The organism is Pareuzebyella sediminis, assembly GCF_008367235.1.
GTDB classification, from domain to species: domain Bacteria; phylum Bacteroidota; class Bacteroidia; order Flavobacteriales; family Flavobacteriaceae; genus Pareuzebyella; species Pareuzebyella sediminis.
In genome coordinates this window covers 412,130-439,128 of sequence record NZ_VTZS01000002.1, presented here as the reverse complement: position 1 = coordinate 439,128, position 26,999 = coordinate 412,130, and the positions used below count along the sequence as shown (strand labels likewise).

Here is a 26,999-nt window from a genome sequence, read left to right as displayed (position 1 = left end):
ATGAAACAAAACAAATTAAAAGTAACTGCATTTTTCTTTGTCCTTTTTTTGTCGTTTATATCCTTGGCGCAAAATCGCCCAAATATAGTTTTAATAATGGCCGACGATCTTGGCGGACATGATCTACCTGTGTATGGTAATAAGTTTAACGAAGCGCCGAACATTGCTAAACTGGCCTCGCAGGGGGTAATTTTTAATAATGCCTATGCCGCGCCGGTTTGCTCTCCCACAAGAGCTAGTATTCAGTCTGGACAAAATACGGCCAGGATAGGGATTTTTGATTTCATACCTGGTCATTGGCGACCCTATGAAAAAGTGACTGTTCCAATGAATAAGGCACAACACCTACCCGATAACATTTTCACCATTGGCGAGGCCATGCAGGCTGCCGGTTATAAAACCGCATACTTTGGTAAATGGCATTTGGGTAATGACGAAAAGCATCTGCCTAATGCCCGTGGCTACGACAAAGCCCATACTTATGTAGGAGGCGGTTTTTACAACCCAAAGTTCGTGCCGCAATATGGAGCAAAAGAAGACAAACGATTGAGCGATGTACTCACCGATATGGGAGTTGATTTTATTAAAGAACACAAAAAAGAGCCTTTCTTTTTATTCATATCGCACTACGATGTTCATGTACAATTGGATGCCGACCGGGATTTGATCAATAAATATCTGAAAAAAACGAAAGATTCGGATTACCCAAGTAATGCCGTGTATGCAAGTATGATAGAGCATATAGATAAAAATGTAGGAGAGATAATGGATGCATTGGATAAGAACAATCTTACCGATAACACGGTTTTTATTTTCTTCTCTGATAATGGTGGTGTGGACAAACGCTTCGACAATGTTCCGTTACTGGCAGGTAACAGCAATTATGCTTATCCTGAAAATCATCCTCTTCAATATATTGCAACTACAAATACCCCTCTTCGGGCAGGAAAAGGTACGCTATATGAAGGAGGCATACGTGTGCCATTGATTATCAGGTGGCCCGGAAAAATCAACCCTTCCTCAAGATCAGAAGCCCCAATTTCTTGTGTTGATTTTTACCCCACATTCTTGGAATTGGCCGAAACGAATATGCCGAATCAACAAAAATTTGATGGGTTATCCATGCTGCCTGCATTAATGGAAAATAAGTACAGTCCGGAACGGGAAATCTTTACCCATTATCCGGTATATCATCATGAAGAGCCTATGTCGGCCATACGGAAAGGAGATTGGAAATTAATAGAAAATCTCGTAACGGACGAGTTCTTTCTTTACAATATAAAATACGATGTAAACGAGATGACCGACCTGAAATACATCTACCCCGAAAAACTGATGTTTATGAAGAAGATTCTAAAGAAATGGCAGAAAGAAACTAAAGCGGCCAGACCTGTTTCGAATCCAAATTTTGATATCAACAAAAGATACGAATGGGGTAAACACCCTTCAAGAAAATAAGTGTATCCGCTCTGAACAGCGGCCCGTGAGCTGCTCCCATGATATGGAAATGTCTTGGCGATAGTAATCGCCCTACTTTATCATTCCAAGATTGATTACTTCCTGTTCTGTAAGGTATCGCCAGTGGCCTCTTGGCAAATCCTTTTTGGTAAGTCCGGCATAGACCACGCGATCGAGTTTCACTACCTGATAGCCCAAAGTCTCGAAAATACGCCGTACAATACTGCTACGAGTACTGAAAATTTCCATTCCTACCTCGTTCTTAGGAGCATTTTCAATAAAACTTACATCGTTTACCCTTACCAACTTATCATCGACGGATACCCCTTCTTGAATTTTTTTTAGATCCGCACTACGTAATGTTTTGTCAAGCTCGATATGATAAATTTTTCGAAGTCCGTTTTTGGGGCTGTTTAATCTTTTGGTCAATTCGCCATCGTTCGTAAAAAGGATAAGCCCCGTACTATCTTTATGTAACTTCCCCACAGGATCCAATGTGGTCTTTGTGGCGCTCGAAATCAGTCCGAGAGCCGTTCTTTTTCCCTTTTCGTTACGCCCAGAGGTACTGAAATCACGGGGTTTGTTCAATAACACATATTCCCTTTTGATCGGATTCAACAACCGCCCATCAAATTTAACCTCATCTGTAAGCTTCACCTTATACCCCATTTCTGTAACTGGCTTTCCATTAACGGTAACGTTTCCGGCCGAAATATAAATGTCCGCCTCCCTTCTAGAACAAACCCCTGAGTTGGCCACATATTTGTTCAAACGAATAAGATCCGGATTACTCGAAGCTTGTACCTTCTGATTTTTTTTAATCGGGGCATTCCCCCTTGCATAACTCTTTTTACGAAATCTTCCCCCTTGTCTGCCCGAGGCTTTATTATCGCCATTTGAATTCGATCTGTTCATGTCCATTCATTTTTCACAAAGGTAGGAAATGCTTAGAGAGCACTCGTACAAAATGTTAAGAAGAAATTAGGCATGTTTATGTGAATAGTGCTACCGGGCATTTAAGGGTAACTATCACAAGATACGGTGAAGTACTAAATCGACATTGATAAGCAAAATACTGAAAACCCCCAAAAGTATAATCAATTTTAAGATGTTGTGTAGCCACACATAATGTTTTTTACTTTGCGATTTTGCCAATAGGATTAAAAAAAGCACAAAAAAGGCCACGCAACCTATGAAATAATAACTCATATAGCCCACATCAAACTTCGTAATCAATAAAAGGGAAGGAATAAAAGTCAGTAAAATCAAAATAGTGATGAAAACCTTTGATGTTCTTCCACCATACAAAATAGGAATCGTCTTATAATTTTGGGCCATATCGCCCGTCATATTCTCAAGGTCTTTGATCATCTCTCTGGCCAAAATCAGAAGAAAAAGGAACGTCGCATGAACAAAAATCACTTTCTCAAAATTTCTGTAATAAACAAAAACCGCGAAGAATGGGGCAATGGCCAATAGGGCCGAAACCAAGTTCCCTACAAAGGGTATTCTTTTTAATTTGTGGGAGTATATCCAAATACCAAAAATGTAGGCGGAGAAGAAAAATACGGCTTTAAACGACACATAACTTGCCGCGATTACAGCCAAAAAATTAAGTACAAAATAGGTAGTAAGCTTAAAACGCTGACTTACCAAGCGATCTAACATACTTTTTCTCGGCTTATTAATAAGGTCTTTTTCGGCATCATAGAAATTATTGATAATGTACCCACTTGCAATGACCAAGGCCGATGAAACAACGATAATGAAAAGATTGATATCTAAAACTACACGGCGTAAAGGCAATTCATGGGCCAAAATATAAATTGAAGCCAGGTATTGGGCCAAAATAATTATTAGGATATTGTATCCGCGAACTACAGAAAATAGACTCAATACTTTTAAAAGTAAGAGCTTATTTTTTCGACGAAGCATTTTTTGAGTTTTAGAAGTTGTATACCACTTCTAAATCGTAGTCTTTCAACACCTTTTTGGCCTTTTCGAAATCTTGGGTAAAACCAAGAATATATCCTCCACCGCCAGAACCACATAACTTAAGATAGTAGTCGTTCGTTTCAATTCCCTGTTTCCAAAGTTCATGGAATTTAACCGGTATCATAGGCTTAAAATTGTCGAGCACCACATGTGAAAGTTGTTTTAGATTTCCAAAAAGAGATTTCACATTTCCGTTGACGAAATCTTCGACGCAAGCATCGGTGTGCTTTATAAACTGATTTTTGAGCATGTTTCGGAAACCCTCTTGTTTCATCTTTTCCATAAAAAGTTGCACCATGGGCGCAGTCTCACCTGTAGAGCCACTGTCGAGTAGAAAAACAGCGCCTTTACCTTCGGCATTTTGCGAAGGTATACTGGTAGACTCTATATTATCTTGCGAGTTGATTAATATGGGAATACTCAAATAACTATTTAAAGGATCGAGACCCGATGACTTTCCATGAAAGAACGATTCCATTTTACCGAAAATCTCCTTTAACTTCAAAAGCTTCTCCCGAGTAAGGTTCTCTAGCACCGTTATCTTGTTTTGGGCATACTTATCATATATAGCCGCCACCAGTGCACCACTACTTCCTATCCCATATCCTTGGGGAATCGAACTATCGAAGTACATACCCCCTGCAATATCTTCTTTCATTGCCTGAAAATCGAAGGAAACCAACTCCGGACTGTTCTTCTGTACGATTTCGAGGTAGCCCATGAACTCTCTCAAATTTCGATTGGACTCTTTAGCCGTCTCCGAAGGATTTTTATCGGTCTTTAAGGCTCCTTTGAAAAAATTATAAGGAATAGACAAGCCTTTGGAATCTTTAATGATCCCATATTCCCCGAAAAGGAGAATCTTGGAGTAAAACAAAGGGCCCTTCATATATTTATATTTCTAAATAATAAGTATCGAGTGGAATACCATTAAACGGTCGAATACCTTAATTATGATAAAAGTTACATTTTTTTAGCACCATATCCAATTCTGTCGCAAATATAATGCCCTTTTTCGCAGTGGGCAACCAGATCGTTTTCAATAAACTCAAGCACCCGTTGCTTCTCCATTTTCGGATAAAGCACATGTACGTTCGCACCCGCATCTAAAGTAAAGCAAACCTTACTTTGGGTCGCTTTTCTGAACGCCCATATTTTATTTATTATTTCCAAGGTATTTGGCTTCATCAAAATGAAGTAAGGCCTACTGGACATCATCATAGCATGCAAGGTCAACGCCTCACTTTCTACAATGTCCACAAAGCCGTCAAGATCTCCACTGGAAAAAACTTTATGTAAACGGTCGAGATTGGTATGGGCCTGCTCAAAACGCCGCTGTGCAAAAGGATGACCATGCATTAAATTATGGCCCAAAGTGCTACTTACCTCTTTCTTTCCTTTATCGACCAATAGAATGGTATCTTGATATTCCTTAAATATATCATCTACGGCGTAAGGGAACTTAATACCGTATAAATCAGAACTTCCTTTCGTTTTTTCATGATAACCCCAATGTACGATATCTCCTTCAACGCTTCGACAGGCACTACCCGATCCCAATCGGGCCAAAAATGATGCTTTCTTTATAAAGAACTCCTCGTCGGCCATGGGCGCAATATCATTTTCCATGTCGATGAGGCAGAGGGCAAGTGCCGACATGCCACTCGCGGAAGAAGCGATTCCACTACTATGGGGAAATGAATTCGAGGTTTCGATCCGCAAATTATACCAACGTAAAAACGGAAGATAGGTTTCAATCCGGTTCAAGAAAGTCGCTATTTTAGGACGGAAATCTGGTCTTGACTCGCCTTCGAACAGTACGTCAAATGCAAAGGTCTTGGATCTGTTTTTCAGTTTCGTGAAGGTAACAGAAGTGACCGTTGCACAGGAATCAAGCGTAAAACTGATAGAAGGATTTGCTGGTAGTTGATTTTCTCGTTTACCCCAATATTTCACCAATGCGATATTACTTGGAGACTTCCATACCGTTTTACCTTGTTTACCTTCTTGAACGCTCTCAATATTTCTTTTAGAATAATGGGTAGGAATAAAATCTTTTTCGGTCATCGAATACACCATTTTATGCAAAGATAGTTTTTAAGCCAAAGAGGATGGCCTTCCATAAAATAAATCATTATTTTAGGCGAAATACGTGGACCAGTTGAAGAAAAAACTATTCTATATCTCAATATCAGTTACCATTTGCCTAATTATTGGGTTTCTATCAAGTTTTATCACCCAAAGTTCGGTGAACGATTGGTACGTTACCTTGAGGAAGCCCAGTTTTAACCCTCCGAATTGGTTGTTCGCTCCAGTTTGGTTTTTTCTTTACGTAAGCATGGGGGTCGCTGCTGGTTTAGTGTGGGCGAAAGGAGTTTACCATTTGTGGGTGCAAACAGCTTTATATCATTTCGTTTTTCAGTTGCTGGTGAATGCCGCCTGGAGTATTGTTTTTTTTGGTCTCAAAGAACCCTTTTGGGCGTTACTAGTTATTATTATCCTGCTTATATTGTTGGTATTGACGATACGCTGGTTTAAAGTAGTTAACAAATGGGCCGCCTATCTCCTCATTCCATACCTGCTATGGGTAGGTTTTGCAGCGGTATTGAACTACAAAATTTGGGAACTAAACCACTAGCGTGGCCAATCCCTAAAGCACAAGTTTAGAGGGTTTCACCCATTTCCACCAACCTTAGCATGGTTCTATGATTTCTGGTAGTCGCCTCAACCTTTAATTTTCGCTCAATCAAATTATTATTTAGTTTGGCGTTTCCATAACCTTTATTGCAAACTAAATACACGCAATCACTTGCTACGGAAAATCCCTCATTTTCATACCTTTCCGTTTCGAAAGCTTTCACAAGATCTCTATCAGGGGCTGTTTTAAGTAGTACGTAGTACAATCTTTTATCACTATTATTTGCTGTCTCCTCAAAAGGATTCCGTTTCAAAATATCTTGAATGTCTCCTTTCAATTTTACCAGTACCGGAATCTCGAAACCAAAAGTTGCTTTGATTGCGGCAGATATGGTAGCCTCCAAAAGTGGAATAGCGGTTTCTTTCGAATCAAGAACAACGTTTCCACTTTGTATATAGGTTCTAACATTCTCAAAATTATTTTTTTCTAGCATGGATCGTAAATCGGCCATTTTTATTTGTTTTTGCCCACTGACATTGATGCCCCGCAATAGCACAATAAAAGTTTTCATAATCTCCATATTATTTTATTCCATGCTACCCATTCACATAAAAGCTCACCCATTGCTACAGAGAGTTTATAATACCCTGTGCAGCGATATACCCGCCGGTCCAAGCGCTCTGAAAATTAAAGCCCCCGGTAATGGCATCAATATTCATCACTTCTCCCGCAAAGAACAATTGGGACTGCTTTTTACTTTCAAAAGTCTTAAAGTTAATTTCCTTTAAATCAACCCCACCAGCGGTTACGAATTCTTCCTTAAAAGTACTCTTACCGTCAATATCGAGCTCGCATTGGGTCAATTCTCTTGCCAAATTTTCCAATTTAAACTTCGAAATGTGGGCCCATCGCTCCGTTTCATCGATGCCAGAGGCTTTCACCAAACTGCTCCAAAGCCTTCGGGGTAAATTAACCGCCTTCGTACGCAACACTGTTTTTTTAGCCTCGACCGTCTTGACTTGAAGAAGTAATTTCATGATACCTTCAAAATGATAGTCAGGCAGCCAATTAATTCTAACCCTGAACCGATAGTCCTTTTCGTTTAGCAATCTAGCTCCCCACGCAGATAGCCTTAATATTGCAGGACCACTCAACCCCCAATGCGTTATAAGTACCGGGCCTTCTTCGGTGAGCAAAGGCAGTTCGGTCTTCTTACTCTTTAACGCTACAGTGACCTTTGAGTTAGGGCGTTTCGTATCAAATAAATCGACTCTGGCCTTAACACTTATGCCTTGAATACCGGTAATCCTTTTGTCATTGCAATTGAAGGTAAATAAAGAAGGTACTGGCTTCACTATAACATGACCCAATTTTTCCAGCAGCTGCCAAATTTTCGTGCTACTGCCGGTCGCGACTTCCAATCTTCTACAGCGGTAAGCTCCCCTAATCGATACGACATTCCATATCTTATCACCATCTTCTAAATTTTCAGGTCTTATTTCTGTCACCTTACTATGCCTGAGAATACTTATCCCAAGACGATCAGCCTCATCGAGAAAACAGTCGATAATAGTTTGCGAAGAATCGGAAGTTGGAAACATTCTGCCATCGGCCTCCACCTTTAAGGATACCCCCCTCTTCTCAAAAAAAGAGACAACCTCAGTACTGGCATAAGTATAGAACGGGCCAAGGAGCTCTTTTTCGCCCCTTGGATAGTTTTTAATCAAGTTTTTGGGGTCGAAAGTAGCATGGGTCACATTGCACCTTCCGCCTCCAGAAACTTTCACCTTCCCGAGCACTTGTTTTCCTTGTTCTAAAATGGCAATCTTCAAATCGGGTCGTGCTTCGGCAATATGAATGGCAGAATAAAAACCAGCAGCGCCACCCCCGACAATTATGACATCGAACATTACCTTATGCGTTCAGGATAGTTGGTTATTATTCCATCGACCCCGAGACTCTTCATTTTAGTGATATCTTCGGTTTCGTTGACCGTCCAAGGATATATTTTAAACCCTGCTTCCTTTATTGCTAAAGTATTTTGCGGGTTTAACGATTCGAAATTTGGATTTATGGCCTCAGCTTGAAGCTCTTCTGCAATTGCAATCGCTTTTAATGGATCTTTATCGATCAGAATCGCAATCGGTATCTGCGCATCAATCTTTCTCATGGATTCAAGCTCGCCCCATTTAAAGCTGGAAATGATAAAATCGCTTAGCTTCCATTTGCCCTTGTCTATATAGGAATGAACAATGGCATCTACATCAGCGGCCGTATCTGCTCCTTTCAATTCAATATTCAAATCTACCTTGGCATCCATCAAATCCAACACTTCTTCAAGTGTTGGAATGCTATGCCCTCCTTCTAGCCTTAACTTCTTTAACTCCAAAAGAGTATATCCTTCAATTTCTCCCATTCCATTCGTAAGTCGGTCTACGGTGTTGTCATGAAAGACTATGATTTCACCGCTTTTAATTTTGAAGACATCAATTTCAATCATATCGACCCCCAAATCAATGGCCTTTTGTATTGAGGCCAGAGTGTTTTCTGTTTCGTGTCCCATTGCCCCACGATGGCCTATCGTTAATGGTCCGCTTTGCATACAACCAGATAAAATTGCGAGTGATAACAGTATAAATATCGTATTTCTTTTCATCATAATGAACTATTCTATTTTGAGCACAAAAGATTGTAAGGGGTCGACATCGATTCGAACCTGACCTAATCCATTTTTTACTTTGAGCACGCGTCGACTACCATATAGGGCATCGACCAAAGTATAATTTCCTTCTGAAAGCCCCCATTTAGAGATAATTTCAAAAGGAATTTGGAGTTCAAAACCAAACCAATCGTTCGCATCAAAGTTGGCGACGACAATAAGTTTTTCACGGTCGCACCAACGCACATAAGATAGCACATGGTGGTTGTAATACTCGGTATGTTCCCGATTATAAAAATGAATATCTTGATAATGCCCCATAAGGGCCGCGCTGCTACTAGTAAAATTAAGCAAACGCTTATAAAAATCCCGTAGTTGCCCTTCTTCTTCCGAAAGTGCACCTCCATCAAACTTTTTGTCATTAACCCAACGTTGATGATGAGGAACGCCTATGTAATCAAAAATCGAGGTTCGGGTTGGGCTTCCAAAACCTGCGTTCTCCAAAGCCGGCTCGCCCACTTCTTGACCGAAATATATCATGACCGGGGCAGTGGTCATGGTCGCCGAAACGACCATTGCCGGTTTTCCTTTTTGCGCATCTCCTGCAAAGGCAGGGCTGGCAATACGCTGTTCGTCATGATTCTCTAAAAAATGAAGCAGATGATGTTCGATATCTTCGGTACCCCGTTTTATGACGGGGATATGGTCCGTCCAGCCATATCCTTGCATGATCTGCTTGAGCGAGTCATACATTTCGACTTTATCATAGAGATAATCCATTTTCCCTTTGAAAATATAGTTTCGGTATTCATTGGGGTTATACACTTCGGCGAGTAGAAGGGCATCGGGTCTCTTCATCTTGATATGAGAGTTCATGTAACTCCAAAATTCGACCGGAACCATTTCAGCCATATCATATCGAAATCCATCTACTCCCATATCTAGCCAAAATAGGGCTATATCCTTGAACTTTATCCAAGAACTGGGTACAGACCGTTCTTTCCAAAATTGATAATGCGCTTTATAATCTTTATTTCCGTATGCTTCGGGCAATCTTTCGAAATCGTAGGACCCATCAGGTCGTACTCCGTAGTTAATTTTTACCGTCTCGTACCAATCGTTAAAATCGGGGCGGGCAAGTCGAGATCCATTACCGGTCCATTTTGCTGGATTTTCAACGAATTTACCATCTAGATACTTAGGTATTTCTCCACCGAGAGGCACATAACCATCCCGCCATTCCGGTACTTGAAAAGCCTCATTCGGAATGTAATAAAAGTTATTGTTCCGGGCATAAACTACTGAAGTATCGTCGGAGGCGCCAAAAGGCTCATAACCTTCAGGAGTTGACTTTCCTTCGTAGTTACGGGCCACATGGTTAGGCACGATATCGATAATCAATTGAAGCCCTACCTTATGGGTGCGGTCGATGAGTGCCTTGAATTCTTCAAGGCGTTCGCCAGGGTCGTTGGCAAGATCTGGATTTACATTGTAATAATCTTTAACCGCATAGGGAGATCCCGCCCTTCCTTTGACCACATCGGGATCATCGTTCGATATGCCGTACTCAATATAGTCGTGTATCAAGGCATGGTGCAATACCCCGGTGTACCAAATATGGGTGACCCCCAAACTCTTTATTTCTTTCAGCGCTTTCGCCGTAAAATCAGAAAATTTTCCAACTCCATTCTCACTAATGGTACCCCATGGTTTATAGGTGGTATTGGTATTACCGAACAATCTGGTAAACACATGATAAACCACTTTTTTTTTCTCTTTGGATGTCACTCTGATCTTGTTCTTTTTGTTCAAATTTCAACGGCGGTATTAGGCCTCAACTGCACCGGGCTTCCATTGACCTGAATGGTGATCGCATTCTTTCCGGTAAGCAGAAAAAGAGTCTTTTGGGCGGTGACCGAAACCTTTACAATTTGATCCCTAAAATTTACTTTAAAGGAATACCCTTTCCATTGTAAAGGAATTCGAGGCGTAAAAGACAATGTATCCTCTACGACGCGCATACCTCCGAAACCCTCGACGATGCTCATCCATGTTCCTGCCATTGAGGTAATATGTAGGCCTTCTTCCACCTCTTTGTTGTAATCGTCTAAATCTAATCTCGAGGTCCTCAAATAAAAGGTGTAGGCCTGCTCCATTTGATTCAGTTTAGCCGCTTGAATACTATGAACACAAGGGGATAGGGATGATTCGTGAACCGTAAAGGGTTCGTAAAAATCAAAATGGTTTTTTAAATCTTCCAAAGAGAAATGATCTTCGAAGAAATAGAACCCTTGCAACACATCGGCCTGTTTAATGTAGGGCGACCGGAGAATTCTATCCCAACTCCATTTTTGATTAATGGGCCGTTGTGCCTTAGGCAGGTTTTCTACTGTAATCAGCTCTTTATCTAAAAAACCGTCCTGCTGTAAAAACACCCCTTGTTCTTTAGCATATGGAAAATACATTTGGTCAGCCACCTTGCCCCATTGCCTTACTTCGGTATCCGTCACTTCAGTTTTTCCGATAACCCGCTTGTAATCTTCAGGAAAGCCCTCTTTTACTTTTTGAAGTTGCTCGATGGTATAAGTTATACACCATTTGGCCAAATAATTGGTATACCAATTATTGTTCACGTTGTTCTCATACTCATTGGGCCCCGTGACCCCCAAGATTACATATTTGTTCTTTTGCTCGGAAAAATTGGCCCTTTGCTGCCAAAAACGTGCTATGCCAATAAGGACCTCAAGACCCATTTCTAGAATATAGCTGTAATCTCCGGTAAACCTGCAATAATTGAAAATGGCGAAGGCGATAGCCCCGTTGCGATGAATCTCCTCGAAAGTAATTTCCCATTCGTTATGGCATTCTTCACCGTTCATCGTTACCATAGGATAGAGGGCGGCACCCTTGGTAAAACCCAATTTTTGAGCGTTCTCAATGGCCTTTTCCAAATGGTTATATCGATATTTCAACAGGTTACGTGCCACTTTTTGGTCTTTCGTGGCCATATAGAAGGGTATGCAATAGGCCTCGGTATCCCAATACGTACTTCCACCGTATTTCTCGCCCGTAAAGCCTTTCGGACCAATGTTCAAACGTGAATCTTTCCCTAAATAAGTTTGGTTCAACTGAAAAATATTGAACCGTATGCCCTGCTGTGCCTTGACATCGCCATCAATGGAAATATCGCTCATTTCCCAAATCTCGGCCCATGCCTTTTTTTGTTTTTCCAATAGGGCATCGAAACCAAGTTCGGTGACCTGAGCCAATACCTTCTTGGCCGCGTGCATCAAATCGTCCTCAGCATGATTACGAGAAACCGTGTAACCGCCAAATTTGTAGAGGGACAACGTTTCTCCCGGTTCTACTTGGGTGATGTACTGGTGACCGACGCGTTGTTCTTCTTTTGTGGCGGATGGTAGGTTATTCAATTTTACGCCATTAAGGTCTAAATGGCAATGCATAAAAGTGCACACCGAAAAATTGGTCTTCAGGGTATGTGACTCTATAAATGCCTGACTACCCTCGGAAACAATACGCGTAGTATTCCAAAATTTATCGTCCCAATTTGAGTCTTCATTGGTTATACCGCTATCTAAATAAGGTTGAAATGTAATCTCCCTTTTCGAATTGAGGGGTGTTACTTCATACTTAATGGCCCCTACTTCATCGAATTCAAGGCTTAAAAAGCGTGTGACTTTCACTTCTATTTCCGCTGAATTGGCCATTACGGCCTTAAAATTGCGTGTGTAAACCCCCTCTTTCATATGGAGCTCCCTTCTAAATTCAACGACCTGCGAACACGTGTTCAAGTCGAGCAACTGACCCTCGATGTATATATCTATTCCTATCCAATTCGGGGCGTTCAATACTTTTGCAAAGTACTCAGGATAACCATTCTTCCACCAGCCTACACGCGTTTTATCAGGGTAATAAACTCCGGCAATATAACTTCCCTGAAAGGTATTCCCCGAATAGGTCTCTTCGAAATTGGCTCGTTGCCCCATGGCCCCGTTTCCAATACTGAAAATACTTTCCGATGATTTCACACGATTTGCATCGAAGCCTTCTTCGATAATCGACCAGCCATCGGGTATAATATAGTCTTGATTCATTCGATTAGGTATATAGAATTATTGCAAAAATTAAAAAACCAGATGTTATCTAGTGACCCATGGGTTTCACATCAATGTAAGGTATAGCCTCGATTACGTGGAATTCAAAATGCTACTCATAGATTACGGCATTCAAAAAATCAAGGCTAATTTCCGTAAAATCCCTGAAGTTGTAATTGGCCTCCGCTAGAATTTTGGCATCACCAATTCCTATACTTGTCATACTGGCATTTTTGGCCGCCTGAATTCCGGCAACGGCATCTTCAAAAACCACACACTCTTGGGGTCTGACCCCAAGTTCTTGTGCGGCAAGCAAAAAAACTTCCGGGTCAGGTTTTGCCTTAGTCACATTGTTACCATCAATGATGGTGTTAAAATAAGAAATCAGACCCACCTTTTCCAAGATCGGTCTTGCATTTTTACTCGCCGACCCTACGGCCATCTGAATGTTTTTTTCCTTTAGAAAATGTAATACTTTGGGTACATCTGATAAAATCTCGGAGGCATCCATATTTTCTATGTATTGCAAATATTCTTTATTTTTTTCTCCCATCCAATGATCAAACTGCTTCTGGGTGGCGGTGACGCCACCTATTTGAAGTAAGATATCAAGACACCGCTTTCGACTCACTCCTTTAAAAAGTTCATTCTGTTCTTCCGTAAATTCAAAACCTAGCTTATTGGCCAAGTTCTTCCAGGCTAGATAGTGGTATTTGGCCGTGTCGACGATGACGCCGTCAAGGTCGAAAATGAAACCGTTTTTCTTCATATTCAAATTGCTCAAATAAGTATGGTAAATATCCTATATATTTTTAATCAATGTAACGGGATACGAAGGCTCACCGCTACAAGAGGATACCGCTAGGAAAACAAGGCGTGAAAATAAACAAAGTCGTACAATCAAAAAACCATTGCAAGGGAAAGTAGCAGTAAAAGATCATGTATTAACTGTGGAGTTTCTTTCTATCAAAGTCGCCTGAAGGACCTCCGTCCTGTACACCTCCTCATCGCTTTCCATCTCAGCCTCTACCCTATTAATGAGCATCTCGGCAGCAATTTCACCCATTTTTACGCCGTGTTGGGCAACTGTTGTAAGCGAAGGATTAGCATATTGCGATAACAATCCATCAGTAAACCCGATTACTGCAATCTCTTCGGGAATTTTATATCCCATTTTTTGAGCGACCGACATAGCGAGAATAGCAAAGATTTCATTTACGCATAATACGGCATCAATTTGTTGCCTTTCGAAAAAAGTCCGAACGTCGCTTTCATCAACTCCTTTATAAGGCAGAACAAGTGTCAATCTTTTGTCGTAGTCAATACCATATTCCTTGAGTGCTTTTTTATATCCTTGATTTCGCTTTTCACTCACATTAAAATAACTCTCCGTCGTCAACAGTGCAATGCGTTTACGGTTATCCAACAATAATTTCTTTGTTGCCTCGTATGCTATCTTTTTATCATTAAGTATAACCTTGTCGCAAGCGACCTCATCGGTTACGCGATCGAACAAAACCAAAGGGATGCCCTGTTCCGTGACTTCCTTTAGATGGTTAAAATCGTTCTTTTGCTGGGTTTCGGCCGAGAGCGACATGATGAAGCCATCTATACTGCCATTGGCCAACAGTTCCATATTAATAACTTCTTTATCAAAAGATTCGTCAGATACACAGACAATGACGTTATATCCCCGATTATTGGCATATTTTTCAATTCCTCGAAAGACAGTAGTAAAGAAGTGGTGAACGATATCCGGAATCACTACTCCTATAGTCTTTGTTCTTTTGTTCTTCAGACTTATCGCAATATTGTTCGGCTTGTAATTATACAGCTTGGCAAAGGCTTGAATCTTTTCTTTGGTCTCTGTACTAATTTCTTCACTATTCTTTAGTGCCTTCGAAACCGTAGAGATAGATACCTCCAATTCTCTCGCAATATGCTTTAAAGTTATTTTACGTTTGAAACTGCCCATTTCATTTAAAAAGTGGAATTTAATGCTTAAAAATTAGGAATTGCCGTAATTCTTAATTTTTTTAACAGTAGGCCATGTTTCAACTGCATTGCCATCGAAACCGAATACCTTCAAAATCTTCTTTTTTTGAAATTAAACTACTTTTTCTTATTTTAAAGACAGATAATTTGAAATGCTTTAAAAGCAACCTCCATTATTTATTATTATAATAAACCGATAAAGTTATTAACACGAAACCGTTTTCGTAAGGGCTTAATCGTACCAGCGCATGTAATTAACATTATTTTTACATATTTTCGACGCTTGTTAAGAATTTTAACTCAACTAAAACAATCTTTATGAAAATCAGATTACTGAAGAACTTGTTTGTCTTCGGCATATTTTTATGCTTCGGGCTAATACAAGCACAAGAAGTATCCGGAACAGTTTCCGATGTCAACGGTCCTCTTCCAGGAGCAAGTGTTGTTGTCAAGGGAACTACGAACGGAACCCAAACCGATTTTGATGGAAATTACACCATTTCGGATGTAGGAGAGGATGCTGTACTCCTTTTCAGCTATATCGGGTACAAAGGTCAAGAAATACCTGTCGCAGGACAGACGACTATTGATATTACCTTAGCGGAAGATGCACAAGCCCTTGAAGAAGTCGTGGTCGTTGGTTATGGTAGCCAGCAGAAAAAAGAAATCACCACGGCGGTTACAAGTGTTAGCTCGGAAGATTTTAATCAGGGTACGGTAAACGACCCCACCCAACTACTCCAAGGTAAAGTGGCCGGGCTTACCATAGTAAACAAAGGCGGTGATCCAAATACAAATGGCACGGTTCGTCTTAGGGGTATTTCGACCATAGGGGGCAACCAAGAACCTTTGGTAGTGATTGACGGTGTTCTTGGGGGTTCTTTAAATAATGTCGACCCCAACGATATCGAGAACATTACCGTATTAAAGGATGGTTCCGCGGCAGCAATTTATGGAACCCGAGGCTCCGCAGGGGTTATTTTGGTAACCACGAAATCTGGTAAAACCGGGCAGCCGTTGCGACTTACGTACAATGGGCAGTTTGCCACTTCGAGTATTGCAAATCAGATTGATGTTATGGATGGCCCACAGTTTTTGGAGGCCGGAGGAAATGATTTGGGAAGCAACACAGACTGGATAGATGAAGTGACACAAACGGGCTATTCCCATGTACAGAATATCGCCGCTGTTGGTGGAACCCAAGATGTCGCTTACCGAGTTTCCGGAAACTTTAGAAAGTTGGATGGAATTCTATACAACTCAGGTTTCAAACAAGTAAATGCAAGGACCAACATTACTGCCCGCCTGTTCGATGACCGTTTGAAGATCGATTTCAATTCGGCCCTGACTAGAAGGGACAGTAAATTGGGCTTTAATGAGTCTCTGAGATATGCAGTGACTTACAACCCGACAGCACCTGTATTCGGAGCCGATGCTCCTTTCCCGTTTTCTTCTTCGCAATATGGCGGCTTCTTTGAAACTTTGGGGCTTTTCGATAGCTTCAACCCAGCCTCCATTGCCCGGCAGAGTGACAATGATAGAACGACCAATACGCTGAATTTCAGTATGAATTTCAATTATCGACTTACCGATAATCTTTCAGCGAATTTAAACATGGCTACCCAGAACATCAAAAGAAACAGATCTCAATACTTTCCGACTACGGCTCTCTATTTAGGAAATGCAGTAAGCCCTACGACACGCGGATTGGCCAATTTTTTGACCGAAGAGGAACGATTTGATCTTTTTGAAGGCTATCTTACCTATACGGGGTCTATAAGTGATCATACTACCTATACAGTGACAGGTGGGTATTCATTTCAAGAATCTGACTACAACGGGGTTTTCTTTTCTTTGGGCGACTTTCCCCCTGGAATTAATTTTGACTTTAGGAACAACATAGAAAGCTCCCAAGACCTTTCGGAAGCCGGTCGGATTCAAGCCAATAGTGATCGAAGGGATGGTGACCGTATCGTTGCCTTTTTCGGGCGCTTTAACGCAACCATCGATAATGCTATTTATCTGAACGCCTCACTACGGCGCGAAGGTTCTAGCCGATTCGGTACGGATAACCAGTGGGGTCTTTTTCCAGCGGTAGCTGTCGGTGCCGACTTGAACAAGTACTTGGAATTAGAGAATGTGAACCTTTTAAAGGCTCGTCTAGGGTATGGGGTAACGGGTGCGATTCCACCGGAAGTGGGACTTTTCGCCACCACCTATGCTGTGAACCCAGGTACAAGTGGATCAGACGGGTCAAGTACAGGTCAAGGAGTTCGAGCTCCTAACCCCGATTTGAAATGGGAGGAGAAAGCTGAGTTAAACCTTGGCTTCGAATTTGCTACAGACCGACTTTCCGCAACCTTAGACCTATACACAAGAAACATAGATGATTTCATTAGTTTGGTCAACGTGGACGCCGCTTTATTCGGTGGTATTTCACAACGTTATGAAAATGCAGGAAAATTGAGAACTAATGGTGTTGAGTTTACCATCAATTATGACGCCATCAAAAATGAGCGCCTAACGTATAATACCGGATTGGTGTTTTCTACCTATAAGACCACTTTGGAAGAAAACCCACAAGGAGATCAGGTCATTGCGAATCTTGGATCTCCCGGTCAAAACAACACTAGTGTTATCTTGGTACGGGAAGGGGAAGAAGTAGGACAGATTTGGGGACCAGTGTTTACCGGTAATGTTAACGAACAAGGCACTCCCATTCTCGAAGATGTAAACGGAGACGGTCAAGTAATAACTGATCAAGGTCAAGCTTTGGAAGACAATGCCGATTTCGCAGTGTTGGGTAAAGGGATTCCTGATTTCGAGATAGGTTGGACGAATCAATTCACCTTTGGTAATTGGGATGCCAATTTCTTTTTCAGAGGAGCTTTTGGTCACAGTCTAGTGAACACCTTCCGAGCCTTTTACGAGCCTATTATCGGGTCGCAGTCCTCCTATAACTTCATCAATACGAAGTATGCAAGGTCTGACATCAAAACTGCCCAATTTAGTTCATATTATGTCGAGAAAGCTGATTTTGTGCGCTTGGACAACCTTTCCGTTGGTTATAATTGGAATATTAACGGGGACTATGTCAAGGATATTCGGATTTCCTTGGCAGCGCAGAACCTATTTACCATTACGGGATATTCAGGTACAGACCCCGAACCCGTACTTGCGGATTTCGGCGATAACAATAGTGCCAATGGCGAGATTGTTATTACCGATACGGGAAGCATCAACACCGGAACCGCTAATCCGCTAGCTCCAGGTATCGATAGAAGAAATAGTTATTTTACTTCTAGAACATTCACATTGGGACTCAATATTAATTTCTAAAAAAATACTATGAGACAATACATAAAAATAGTCCTTTTCAGTACAGTGCTCATCGCATTTTCATGTACTGACCTTGAAGATGAATTGGAGGATTCATTTACCGAAGATCAGCAATTTTCTAATGATGGTGTTTCGGCCGGTGGTGATTCTGGGGGGGGTGCTCTTCTGGCTCCCTTTGCTAGATTGCGTGCAGGTTCGGCAGGTAATACCGGTTTCTTTGCTACGAACACAGTAACAGCCGATGACATTGCAGTAACCCAAAAAGGGGGCGACTGGTTTGATGGTGGTATCTGGATTCAATTGCATCGTCATACATACGGCTCCACCCATGATCGAGTGGTGGAACTATGGAACGATTCCTATGCCGGTATCGGAGAATGCAATACCTCATTGGCAGGGTCTTTAAATGCCAATCAAACCGCCCAAGTGCGGGCATTGAGAGCATACTTCTATTGGAGATTGCTAGATGGCTTCGGCAGGGTTAAAATAATAACGGCTCCCGGTGCCGACGCCCCCCAATCAAGCCGCCAAGAAGTCTTTGATTTTGTAGAGAGCGAACTTTTGGCCTCGCTTGGAATTCCCGCAGTGACCGCAACTATGGATTTATCATCCAGCCCACTAAACACTGATATTAGCAGTTATAGAATCAATCAGTATGCCGCTTTGGGTATTCTTTCAAAATTATATTTGAATGCTGAAGTATATACCGGTACCGCACGTTGGGAAGAAGCACAATGGGCCTCTGAATATATTCTAGACAACAGTCCGTACCAACTTTGTGGAGTAGGTTGTTCGGTACCCAACTTGGCAAAAAGGCCTGGTGTGCCAAGTGATCCGGAAACGCTTGAAGGATATGCTGCGATTTTTGCACCCAATAATGAGAATAATCCTGAAATCATATGGTCGATAGAGTACGATGAGACCGGTGGTGGCGGAATGAACTTTAATATGATGACCTTACACGGCCCCAGCCAATTGACTTGGGGGTTAGATGAACAACCTTGGAACGGGTTTGTCGTACTTGAAGAGTTTTACAACAGTTTTGAAGACGACGACTTACGAAAGGAAGCCAACTTTTTGGAAGGGCCCCAGACCGATTTTAACGGTGACCCTCTGCTTGATTATGCCGCTGATGACGATAATCTTGTCATCAATTACAAACCGGCAATTAATGAATTGGAGCCAAACGCCATCCGTGATGGAGGAACACGAATGAAGAAATTCAGTTTCGCCCTCTTTCAAAGAGCAAATATGAACAACGATTATCCCATCGTTCGATTGGGTGACGTACACTTAATGAGGGCAGAAGCTATGGCACGTGCCGCAGGAGACTGGAGTATGGCCTTACCCGATGTAAATGCCTTGAGAGATCGCGCTGGTCTCGCCCCCCTAGCCTCTATAGATGCAGACGGTTTCTTGGCCGAAAGGGGCAAAGAAATGTTTCAGGAATCTAGCCGAAGAATAGATTTGATTCGCTTTGGCAAATACGAAGATGCCTGGTGGGAGAAAACGGACTCCGACCCGAACAAAAGATTATTCCCGATACCACAGGCTCAAATCGATGCCTCTGGTGGTTCTTTAACACAGAACCCTGGGTATTAATTTAGATGTTTTTTTAAATTGCAAGGGTTGTTCAAACGAACAACCCTTTTTTTTTCACTCCCTAAAATGAGGCTTACACGCATACTTGTATTCTTACTATTGGTATCCTGTGCGAAGCATTCCACGGACAGTGCAACTCCATTGTTTTCACTCAAAGATTCGTCGGTAACAGGGATTACTTTTGAAAATACCTTGGTATATACCGAAAATTTCAACCCTTATCTCTACAGAAATTTCTATAATGGTGGCGGAGTGGCTATCGGAGACATCAACAATGATGGTCTCGAAGATATCTACTTCACCGGAAATATGGTCGACAACAAGCTCTATCTAAATCAAGGGAATTGGACATTTAAGGATATAACGAAACAAGCTGGAGTGGGTTGTCCGAATGTATGGTCTACGGGCGCCACCTTCGTCGATATCAATGGAGATGGCCTTCTTGATATTTATGTTTGCAAATCAGGGAAACCAGGAGGGGCCAATCGACATAATGAACTTTTTATAAACAACGGCGACCTCACATTTAACGAATCTTCAAAAGCCTATGGCCTCGACGTGGAAGGACTCTCTGTTCATGCTGCATTTTTTGATTATGATAAGGATGGAGATCTTGACGCCTATGTTTTGAACAACTCCTTAAAATCGATTGGAGGTTTTGACCTGGTTCGCGATCAACGGAACATACCTGACGAGCAGGGTAACGGAAATAAGTTTTTTAGAAATGACCATGGAAATTTTAAGGATATTACTGAGGAAGCAGGTATTTATTCAAGCAAGATAGGGTTTGGGCTAGGAATTACCCTAGGAGATTTCAATAGCGACAACTGGACGGATATTTTCATTTCGAACGATTTTTTCGAACGTGATTACCTATATATCAACAACCGACAAGGTGGGTTTTCAGAAGAACTGGAATCATATTTCGGATCAATATCCATGGGTTCCATGGGAGCCGACATGGCGGATCTTAACAACGACATGCTTCCAGACCTGATGGTAACCGAAATGCTGCCACTGAGCGATGAAAGAAAAAAAACAAAGACAGTGTTCGAATCTTGGGATAAACATGACCTCGCGGTTAAACAAGGATATTACTATCAGTATCCCCGCAACACCTTACAACGCAATTTTGGGAACAGGTCCTTTTCGGAAATAGGCCGGCAAGCGAATGTTTCGGCTACGGAATGGAGTTGGGCCGCCCTACTTTTTGATATGGACAATGACGGCTTGCGCGATATTTTTATCAGCAATGGCATTTTCAAAGATCTGCTCGATCGTGATTATCTTAATTTTGAGGCAAATCAAGAAGCCGTTCAGGCCAAAATAAACAGCAACAAAAAAAATGTCATCACAAAACTGATTGACGCTATGCCATCCAAGCCTGTGCCGAATGTGGCATATCGCAATTTAGGTAGATTCCGATTTGAAAACAGCAGTGCAGCTTGGGGCCTTGAGACACCTTCTTTCAGTAACGGCAGTGCATATGCAGACCTCGATAATGACGGTGACCTTGACTTGGTTTTAAACAATGTGAATATGGCCTCTATGGTGTACGAAAATCACACGGATACCTTGAATCATCGGAGTATCCAAATAAAATTTGATCAAGAGAAGGGTAACACCAAGGGTATTGCGGCCAAAGCCATCATAAAATATGGGGATGATAAATCGAGTTACGCTGAAAACTTCGTTTCCCGAGGGTTTCAGAGTAGTGTACCCCCAACTATTCATTTTGGGGTTGGGGAGACCAAAAAAATCGACTCCCTTATTATAGAATGGCCTGACGGCAACACTCAGGTAATGAAGGACTTATCCACCAACAGGCAATATACCGTTCATCCCAATGTAAATGTGGCCTCTTCGGAATACCGAGGCACACAAAATGAAGAGATACTTCTTGAAAAAGTTTCACCCCCCTTTACTTTTCTTCACAAAGAGAATAAATATATCGATTTCAACAATGAACGTTTACTCCCCCAGATGTATAGCAATGAAGGGCCTGCTTTCGCGACCGCCGATGTAAATAACGACGGTCTTCCGGATTATTTTATAGGAGGTGCTAAGGCGCAGAGCGGACAACTCTATTTGTCTTCCCCGAAAGGGTATGTTCAACAGCTCGGCCCATTCGAGGAAGAAAAAAATTCAGAGGATACACACGCCGAATTCTTTGACGGAGATAACGACGGAGACCTTGACCTTTACGTGTGCCATGGGGGAAAGGCCTATTCGGCCTACTCTACAGACCTTAACGATGCATACTATATAAACAATGGAGCTTCCTTTGTGAAAGCATCGACCGCACTAAGCTTTTCATCACCAATAAGCACGTCGGTAGTGAAACCGGCAGATTATGACCGTGATGGCGATATCGACTTATTCATTGGGGAAAGATATAAGGCGAATACCTATGGTTTACCCGGATCAGGATACCTCCTCCAAAACAATGGGCGTGGTGAATTCACTGTAATACAGACCCTAAAAGATATCGGAATGATTACCGATGCTCGATGGTTAGATTTAAACCAAGACGGTCAAAAAGATTTAATACTAGCAGGGGAATGGATGCCCCTGAAGGCGTTCATTCAAACGAATGGTAAATTCGTGGATGAAAGCGACTCATTCGGTTTTCAAGATACGAACGGCATGTGGACCGCCCTTGAGCTCGTCGATGCAGATGATGATGGAGATTTAGATATTGTAGCGGGCAATGTAGGGCGGAATAATTTCTACGAACCCGATATGCGCATGTTTATTTCGGATTTCGACAAGAACGGGTTTCAGGAACAACTTATTACCAAAGAAAGAAACGGAAACTACTACCCTATTGTCGATAAGGACGAGCTCATATCCCAAATTCCCGAGCTCAGAAAAAAATTGTTATACTATAAAGATTATGCAAAAGCCAACATGGCCTCAATTTTTCCTAAAGAAGCCTTGAACCAAGCATTTACTTGCGACATAAAAATATTGGAGAGTACTATCTTTGTAAATAAAAATGGGCGATTTACTGCAAGGGCTCTTCCAGAGGAAATCCAATATGCCCCTATATACAGTATAACTGTAGAAGATATTGATGGAGATGGTTTAACGGATGTTTTCTTTGGCGGAAACCAATTTCTTGTTAAACCCCAGTTCGGAAGGTATGATGCTTCCTTAGGATGGGGTATCTTTGGCCCCCTTATTCAAAAAAATACCGCGATCAACCAAAAGGTATTCCCTTTGCATATCAAGGGGCAGATACGGTCTTTAAGTTGGTCCTCGATTGCAGGTGAAAAAACACTAATTGCAATAATAAACAATGACAGTACTGTATTTTACAAAAAAAGGGGCAATCTATAAATACACCGCCATTCTTATGTTCATGGCTGTGGCTAGTTGCTCTTCGGAAGTGACGAAATATGATTCGCTTGTAAAAGAAGAAATGGCAAAAGGAACCATTCATGATTCATTACTTTTTGGCATGAGATTTGGTCAGACCAAAAAGGAATTTTTCGACCGGTGTTGGCAATTGAACTCCAAAGGGATTGTTAAGCAGGGGCCCAATAACCAGTTCGTTGAATACAAACTGCCCAAGAAAAAAGGACAAGGCTTGCAATATGCCATCACCATGCTTTTTTATGGTATTTTTAACGATAGCAATACCATGACGGGCATGAATTTTCAGTTCTCATATGATGGTTGGTCATTGTGGAACGAAAAATTACAATCCCATGAACTAATACACTCGGTAAAGGACTCTTTAAAAAAATGGTATCCCGGCAATGACTTCATACAACTTCGCATGAAGAAAGACACCTCTGAAGTGTATGTCAAAATTGACGGTAATCGACGTATACTCATAAAACCACTTGATGATAATCGAATTGTAAAAGCGCGAATCGACGACCTAAGATATTCATTGGACAAATGATGATGTATAAAAAAATTCCCATTTTCTTTAGTGCCCTGATATTTCTTTGCTGTACTCAAGAAAACGAGCCAAAACAGGACCCTCTAACACAGATTTTCAAGCTGAAGAAAGCCTCTGAAACGGGCATTGATTTTTCCAATACATTGTCATACGATAATTCGTTCAATGTTTACACCTATCGAAACTACTATAATGGGGGGGGTGTAGCCATCGGTGATATAAATAACGATAATCTTCCAGATATATATTTCACTGCGAACCAAGGGAAAAACAGATTATTTCTCAATCAGGGAGATTTTAAATTCAAAGATATTACTGATGATAGTGGCACAGCGGGTACCAAACCATGGTCGACCGGAGTGACCATGGTAGATATCAACGGAGACGGAAATCTGGATATTTATGTATGTAATTCCGGTGATCTTAACGGAGAGAACAAGCAGAACGAGCTTTTTATTAACAATGGCGATCTTACGTTCTCCGAAATGGCGGCCGAATATAATCTTGACGACAAAGGCTTTTCAACACATGCTTCTTTCTTTGACTATGACAAAGACGGAGATCTCGACGCCTATATTTTGAACAACTCTTACAAAGCTATAGGCGGTTTCGACCTTAAGAAGAACGAGCGCAATAAAAGGGATGCTTTGGGCGGTGATAAATTAATGGAAAACCAAGGAGGCTCATTTATAGATGTAAGTGAAAAGGCAGGAATTTATGGCAGTATTGTGGGCTTTGGTTTGGGGGTAACCGTCGGAGACGTAAATAATGATGGGTGGGAAGATATATATGTTTCCAATGACTTTTTTGAAAGAGACTATCTCTACATCAACCAAAAAGATGGAACCTTTGACGAACAGCTGGAAAATCAGATTACAGCGACCAGCGGAGCCTCTATGGGGGCGGACATGGCAGACATTAATAACGATGGTTACAATGATATTTTCGTTACCGAAATGCTCCCGTCAGACTATCAACGGTTAAAAAGCGTAACCACATTTGAGGATTGGAATAAATATCAGCTTAAAATAAATACGGGCTATTACCATCAATTCACACGCAATACCCTACAACTCAATAACACCAATAGTTCTTTTAGTGAAATTGGCCGTCTAAGTGGGGTCGAAGCATCCGATTGGAGCTGGGGTGCATTAATCTTTGACATGGACAACGATGGTCTTAAAGACCTTTTTATTGCCAATGGAGCCTACCGAGACCTCACCGATCAAGACTACCTTCAATACATTTCAAATGAAGAAATCTTGAAGTCTATGATGGCTAACGACACTATCAACTACGCCAAGCTTATCGATATTATTCCATCCAATAAACTCAAAAACCACGCCTATAAAAATTTCGGGAACTTAAAATTCGAAAGCTTTGAAGATTCGGGTTTGCTGACCGAAAGTTTTTCCAATGGGGCTGCATATGGGGACCTCGATAACGATGGCGATCTCGATCTGGTCGTCAACAACCTCAATATGGAGAGTTTTGTGTACCAAAATACCACAATGGATACCAAAAAAGGGCACTACCTCAAATTCGATCTTCGAGGTGAAAATAAGAACACCCATGCCGTAGGCGCTAAGATTATTCTATATCCACAAGCTATTTCGATAGAAAATCAACCGGTAAGGGGGTTTCAATCCAGTGTGGATGTGCGTCCCAATATTGGTCTTAGATCGGGCGACCCTGTCTCGGCAAAAATAATTTGGCCTTCAGGAAAAGAAACAAAACTTAAAAAAATTCAGGTCGATCAGACTATTACCCTCTTTGAAAAAGATGCGAAAGATATCGATCGGGAAGAAACAAAAAGGCAACCTTTGTTTGAGCAACTCAATGGCCAAATCGACTACGTTCATCAAGAGAATCGATTTATCGATTTTGACCGCGAAAGACTGTTAAGCCATATGTGCAGCACCGAGGGGCCACTTGGCTCTTTGGCCGATGTTAACAATGATGGCAAAAAAGATCTTTTCCTAGGCGGATCAAAAGGGAATTCTGCTACTCTATTGATTAATACTGCCCAGGGCTACGTTAAAAAAATAGTCCCTGATTTTATCAAGAATAGCGATTCGGAAGATTTGGGCAATGTATTCTTCGATGCCGATAATGATGGAGATCTTGATCTTTATGTATGCAGTGGGGGCGTTGAATTCTCACAATATTCATCTGCCTTTTTCGATCGGCTGTATTTCAATGACGGAAAGGGTAATTTTACACTATCCGAACAGAAACTACCGACGGCCATCAATGTACATAGCACTTCGACCGTTGCCGCATCCGATATAGATGGCGATGGCGACTTAGACCTTTTTGTAGGCGAACGCACCATACCTTTAAAGTATGGGGCTTCCTGTTCGGGCTTTATTCTTCAAAATGACGGTAAAGGCCATTTCAAGGATGTTACAAGTGAAAAAGCTAAAGTACTGCAAAATATCGGAATGATTACGGACGCAGTTTTTGGCGATATTGACGGCGACCGTGACGAAGATTTATTGGTTGTTGGTGAATTTATGGGAATTGAAGTGCTTACTAATGAAAATGGAACGTTCAGCCGTTCTACCAAAAATGAGTTGGCGAACAAGAAGGGATGGTGGAACACCATTGAAAAAGCAGATCTTGACAATGACGGCGATTTAGATTTCGTATTGGGGAACCTAGGTTTGAACAGTAGGTTCAGGGCCACTGAAAAAAAGCCGGTAACCCTTTTCTCAAAAGACTTTGACGGTAATGGCTTTATAGATCCGATTCTCGCTTTCAGATCGGAAGACGGCAAAGATTATCCTTATGCCCTGCGCCATGATTTGACGGCACAATTAAAAACATTGACAAAGAGGTTCCCAAACTATGACTCCTTCAAAGCTGCCGATATCGGCACTATTTTTACCGAAGAAGAATTGATTGACGCTAGAAAACTGACTGCGAACACCTTTGAATCTGTCGTATTGATCAATAAGGGCAACCTCAGCTTTGAAGTCCGGCCCCTACCCATAGAGGCCCAATATTCTACCGTTTATGCTATCGCAGCCAATGACTTCGATGCTGATGGAGACCTTGATCTGGTATTGGGAGGAAACCTTTTCGGGGTCAAGCCCGAAATGGGAAGGTACGATGCTAGTTACGGTGTATATCTGGAAAACCAAGGAAATATGAATTTCAAAGGCTATCCGGATGGTGAGGGACTCCATGTAAATGGAGAAACTCGAGACATGTTCGTTGATGGAGATACCTTGATAATTGCGCGGAATAGTGACCCGCTAGCACTATTTAAATTTTAGGAAT

At 41.6% G+C, this 26,999-nt stretch carries 18 protein-coding genes; 7 read left to right on the top strand and 11 right to left on the bottom strand.

The genetic code is table 11. The annotated features are described in order from the left end of the window. Positions 1-1,458: a sulfatase gene (locus F2B13_RS08485; protein WP_149274644.1), complete on the top strand. Its 1,458-nt coding sequence runs from the start codon at positions 1-3 to the stop codon at positions 1,456-1,458. A 72-nt stretch (positions 1,459-1,530) separates the two neighbouring features. Here the strand turns inward: F2B13_RS08485 and F2B13_RS08480 are convergent, their stop codons facing one another. From F2B13_RS08480 to F2B13_RS08465, 4 genes are all read right to left on the bottom strand, one after another. Beyond that, positions 1,531-2,373 (bottom strand): pseudouridine synthase, encoded by an 843-nt coding sequence (locus tag F2B13_RS08480; RefSeq protein ID WP_149274643.1) that lies wholly within the window; start codon positions 2,371-2,373, stop codon positions 1,531-1,533. 114 nt (positions 2,374-2,487) lie between these two features. After that, complete coding sequence (locus F2B13_RS08475; RefSeq protein WP_149274642.1) at positions 2,488-3,393, bottom strand: geranylgeranylglycerol-phosphate geranylgeranyltransferase; 906 nt, start codon at positions 3,391-3,393, stop codon at positions 2,488-2,490. A gap of 10 nt (positions 3,394-3,403) precedes the next feature. Beyond that, the gene (locus tag F2B13_RS08470) at positions 3,404-4,342 is read right to left on the bottom strand and encodes a mevalonate kinase family protein (RefSeq protein ID WP_149274641.1); all 939 of its coding nucleotides are present in this window, start codon (positions 4,340-4,342) and stop codon (positions 3,404-3,406) included. Positions 4,343-4,416: 74 nt separating this feature from the next. Beyond that, positions 4,417-5,520 (bottom strand): diphosphomevalonate/mevalonate 3,5-bisphosphate decarboxylase family protein, encoded by a 1,104-nt coding sequence (locus F2B13_RS08465; protein ID WP_149274640.1) that lies wholly within the window; start codon positions 5,518-5,520, stop codon positions 4,417-4,419. A gap of 94 nt (positions 5,521-5,614) precedes the next feature. On the opposite strand from F2B13_RS08465, the gene F2B13_RS08460 reads away from it, so the two are divergent. Further along, a complete protein-coding gene (locus F2B13_RS08460; RefSeq protein ID WP_149274639.1) occupies positions 5,615-6,091 on the top strand; it encodes a TspO/MBR family protein in 477 nt (158 codons plus the stop codon). A 25-nt stretch (positions 6,092-6,116) separates the two neighbouring features. Here the strand turns inward: F2B13_RS08460 and F2B13_RS08455 are convergent, their stop codons facing one another. The 7 genes from F2B13_RS08455 to F2B13_RS08425 all read right to left on the bottom strand — a co-directional run bounded on the left by F2B13_RS08455 (position 6,117) and on the right by F2B13_RS08425 (position 14,840). Further along, positions 6,117-6,662 (bottom strand): DUF1697 domain-containing protein, encoded by a 546-nt coding sequence (locus F2B13_RS08455; protein ID WP_232625207.1) that lies wholly within the window; start codon positions 6,660-6,662, stop codon positions 6,117-6,119. A gap of 55 nt (positions 6,663-6,717) precedes the next feature. Beyond that, positions 6,718-8,001, bottom strand: coding sequence for a BaiN/RdsA family NAD(P)/FAD-dependent oxidoreductase (locus F2B13_RS08450; protein WP_149274637.1), 1,284 nt, complete (start codon positions 7,999-8,001; stop codon positions 6,718-6,720). Then, complete coding sequence (locus F2B13_RS08445) at positions 8,001-8,750, bottom strand: glycerophosphodiester phosphodiesterase (protein WP_317132006.1); 750 nt, start codon at positions 8,748-8,750, stop codon at positions 8,001-8,003. Before F2B13_RS08445 ends, F2B13_RS08450 begins: the two co-directional genes overlap by 1 nt. Before the next feature lie 6 nt (positions 8,751-8,756). Next, positions 8,757-10,538, bottom strand: a complete 1,782-nt coding sequence (locus F2B13_RS08440; RefSeq protein WP_232625206.1) for an alpha-amylase family protein — start codon at positions 10,536-10,538, stop codon at positions 8,757-8,759. A 20-nt stretch (positions 10,539-10,558) separates the two neighbouring features. After that, positions 10,559-12,865: a glycoside hydrolase family 65 protein gene (locus F2B13_RS08435; RefSeq protein ID WP_149303989.1), complete on the bottom strand. Its 2,307-nt coding sequence runs from the start codon at positions 12,863-12,865 to the stop codon at positions 10,559-10,561. A gap of 112 nt (positions 12,866-12,977) precedes the next feature. After that, positions 12,978-13,634 (bottom strand): beta-phosphoglucomutase, encoded by a 657-nt coding sequence (gene pgmB / locus F2B13_RS08430; RefSeq protein ID WP_149303988.1) that lies wholly within the window; start codon positions 13,632-13,634, stop codon positions 12,978-12,980. Positions 13,635-13,802: 168 nt separating this feature from the next. Further along, positions 13,803-14,840 carry a LacI family DNA-binding transcriptional regulator gene (locus F2B13_RS08425; protein WP_149274634.1) on the bottom strand — a complete coding sequence of 346 codons (1,038 nt, stop codon included), beginning with the start codon at positions 14,838-14,840 and terminating at the stop codon, positions 13,803-13,805. A gap of 338 nt (positions 14,841-15,178) precedes the next feature. On the opposite strand from F2B13_RS08425, the gene F2B13_RS08420 reads away from it, so the two are divergent. The 5 genes from F2B13_RS08420 to F2B13_RS08400 all read left to right on the top strand — a co-directional run bounded on the left by F2B13_RS08420 (position 15,179) and on the right by F2B13_RS08400 (position 26,995). Continuing rightward, positions 15,179-18,199: a SusC/RagA family TonB-linked outer membrane protein gene (locus F2B13_RS08420; RefSeq protein ID WP_149274633.1), complete on the top strand. Its 3,021-nt coding sequence runs from the start codon at positions 15,179-15,181 to the stop codon at positions 18,197-18,199. A 9-nt stretch (positions 18,200-18,208) separates the two neighbouring features. Then, a complete protein-coding gene (locus tag F2B13_RS08415) occupies positions 18,209-19,801 on the top strand; it encodes a RagB/SusD family nutrient uptake outer membrane protein (RefSeq protein ID WP_149274632.1) in 1,593 nt (530 codons plus the stop codon). Positions 19,802-19,867: 66 nt separating this feature from the next. Further along, on the top strand, positions 19,868-23,143 hold the full coding sequence (locus F2B13_RS08410) for a VCBS repeat-containing protein (protein WP_149303987.1): 3,276 nt from the start codon (positions 19,868-19,870) through the stop codon (positions 23,141-23,143). After that, positions 23,103-23,714 (top strand): hypothetical protein, encoded by a 612-nt coding sequence (locus F2B13_RS08405; protein ID WP_149274630.1) that lies wholly within the window; start codon positions 23,103-23,105, stop codon positions 23,712-23,714. Before F2B13_RS08410 ends, F2B13_RS08405 begins: the two co-directional genes overlap by 41 nt. Then, positions 23,714-26,995 (top strand): VCBS repeat-containing protein, encoded by a 3,282-nt coding sequence (locus F2B13_RS08400; protein WP_449406415.1) that lies wholly within the window; start codon positions 23,714-23,716, stop codon positions 26,993-26,995. Before F2B13_RS08405 ends, F2B13_RS08400 begins: the two co-directional genes overlap by 1 nt. Positions 26,996-26,999 lie beyond the last annotated feature (4 nt).

Excerpts from the sequence above, each read along its gene's own strand:
- F2B13_RS08485 (WP_149274644.1), top strand. The coding sequence starts at position 1 with ATGAAACAAAACAAATTAAAAGTAACTGCATTTTTCTTTGTCCTTTTT.
- F2B13_RS08480 (WP_149274643.1), bottom strand. The coding sequence starts at position 2,373 with ATGAACAGATCGAATTCAAATGGCGATAATAAAGCCTCGGGCAGACAA.
- F2B13_RS08475 (WP_149274642.1), bottom strand. The coding sequence starts at position 3,393 with ATGCTTCGTCGAAAAAATAAGCTCTTACTTTTAAAAGTATTGAGTCTA.
- F2B13_RS08470 (WP_149274641.1), bottom strand. The coding sequence starts at position 4,342 with ATGAAGGGCCCTTTGTTTTACTCCAAGATTCTCCTTTTCGGGGAATAT.
- F2B13_RS08465 (WP_149274640.1), bottom strand. The coding sequence starts at position 5,520 with ATGACCGAAAAAGATTTTATTCCTACCCATTATTCTAAAAGAAATATT.
- F2B13_RS08455 (WP_232625207.1), bottom strand. The coding sequence starts at position 6,662 with ATGAAAACTTTTATTGTGCTATTGCGGGGCATCAATGTCAGTGGGCAA.
- F2B13_RS08450 (WP_149274637.1), bottom strand. The coding sequence starts at position 8,001 with ATGTTCGATGTCATAATTGTCGGGGGTGGCGCTGCTGGTTTTTATTCT.
- F2B13_RS08445 (WP_317132006.1), bottom strand. The coding sequence starts at position 8,750 with ATGATGAAAAGAAATACGATATTTATACTGTTATCACTCGCAATTTTA.
- F2B13_RS08435 (WP_149303989.1), bottom strand. The coding sequence starts at position 12,865 with ATGAATCAAGACTATATTATACCCGATGGCTGGTCGATTATCGAAGAA.
- pgmB (WP_149303988.1), bottom strand. The coding sequence starts at position 13,634 with ATGAAGAAAAACGGTTTCATTTTCGACCTTGACGGCGTCATCGTCGAC.
- F2B13_RS08425 (WP_149274634.1), bottom strand. The coding sequence starts at position 14,840 with ATGGGCAGTTTCAAACGTAAAATAACTTTAAAGCATATTGCGAGAGAA.
- F2B13_RS08420 (WP_149274633.1), top strand. The coding sequence starts at position 15,179 with ATGAAAATCAGATTACTGAAGAACTTGTTTGTCTTCGGCATATTTTTA.
- F2B13_RS08415 (WP_149274632.1), top strand. The coding sequence starts at position 18,209 with ATGAGACAATACATAAAAATAGTCCTTTTCAGTACAGTGCTCATCGCA.
- F2B13_RS08410 (WP_149303987.1), top strand. The coding sequence starts at position 19,868 with ATGAGGCTTACACGCATACTTGTATTCTTACTATTGGTATCCTGTGCG.
- F2B13_RS08405 (WP_149274630.1), top strand. The coding sequence starts at position 23,103 with ATGACAGTACTGTATTTTACAAAAAAAGGGGCAATCTATAAATACACC.
- F2B13_RS08400 (WP_449406415.1), top strand. The coding sequence starts at position 23,714 with ATGATGTATAAAAAAATTCCCATTTTCTTTAGTGCCCTGATATTTCTT.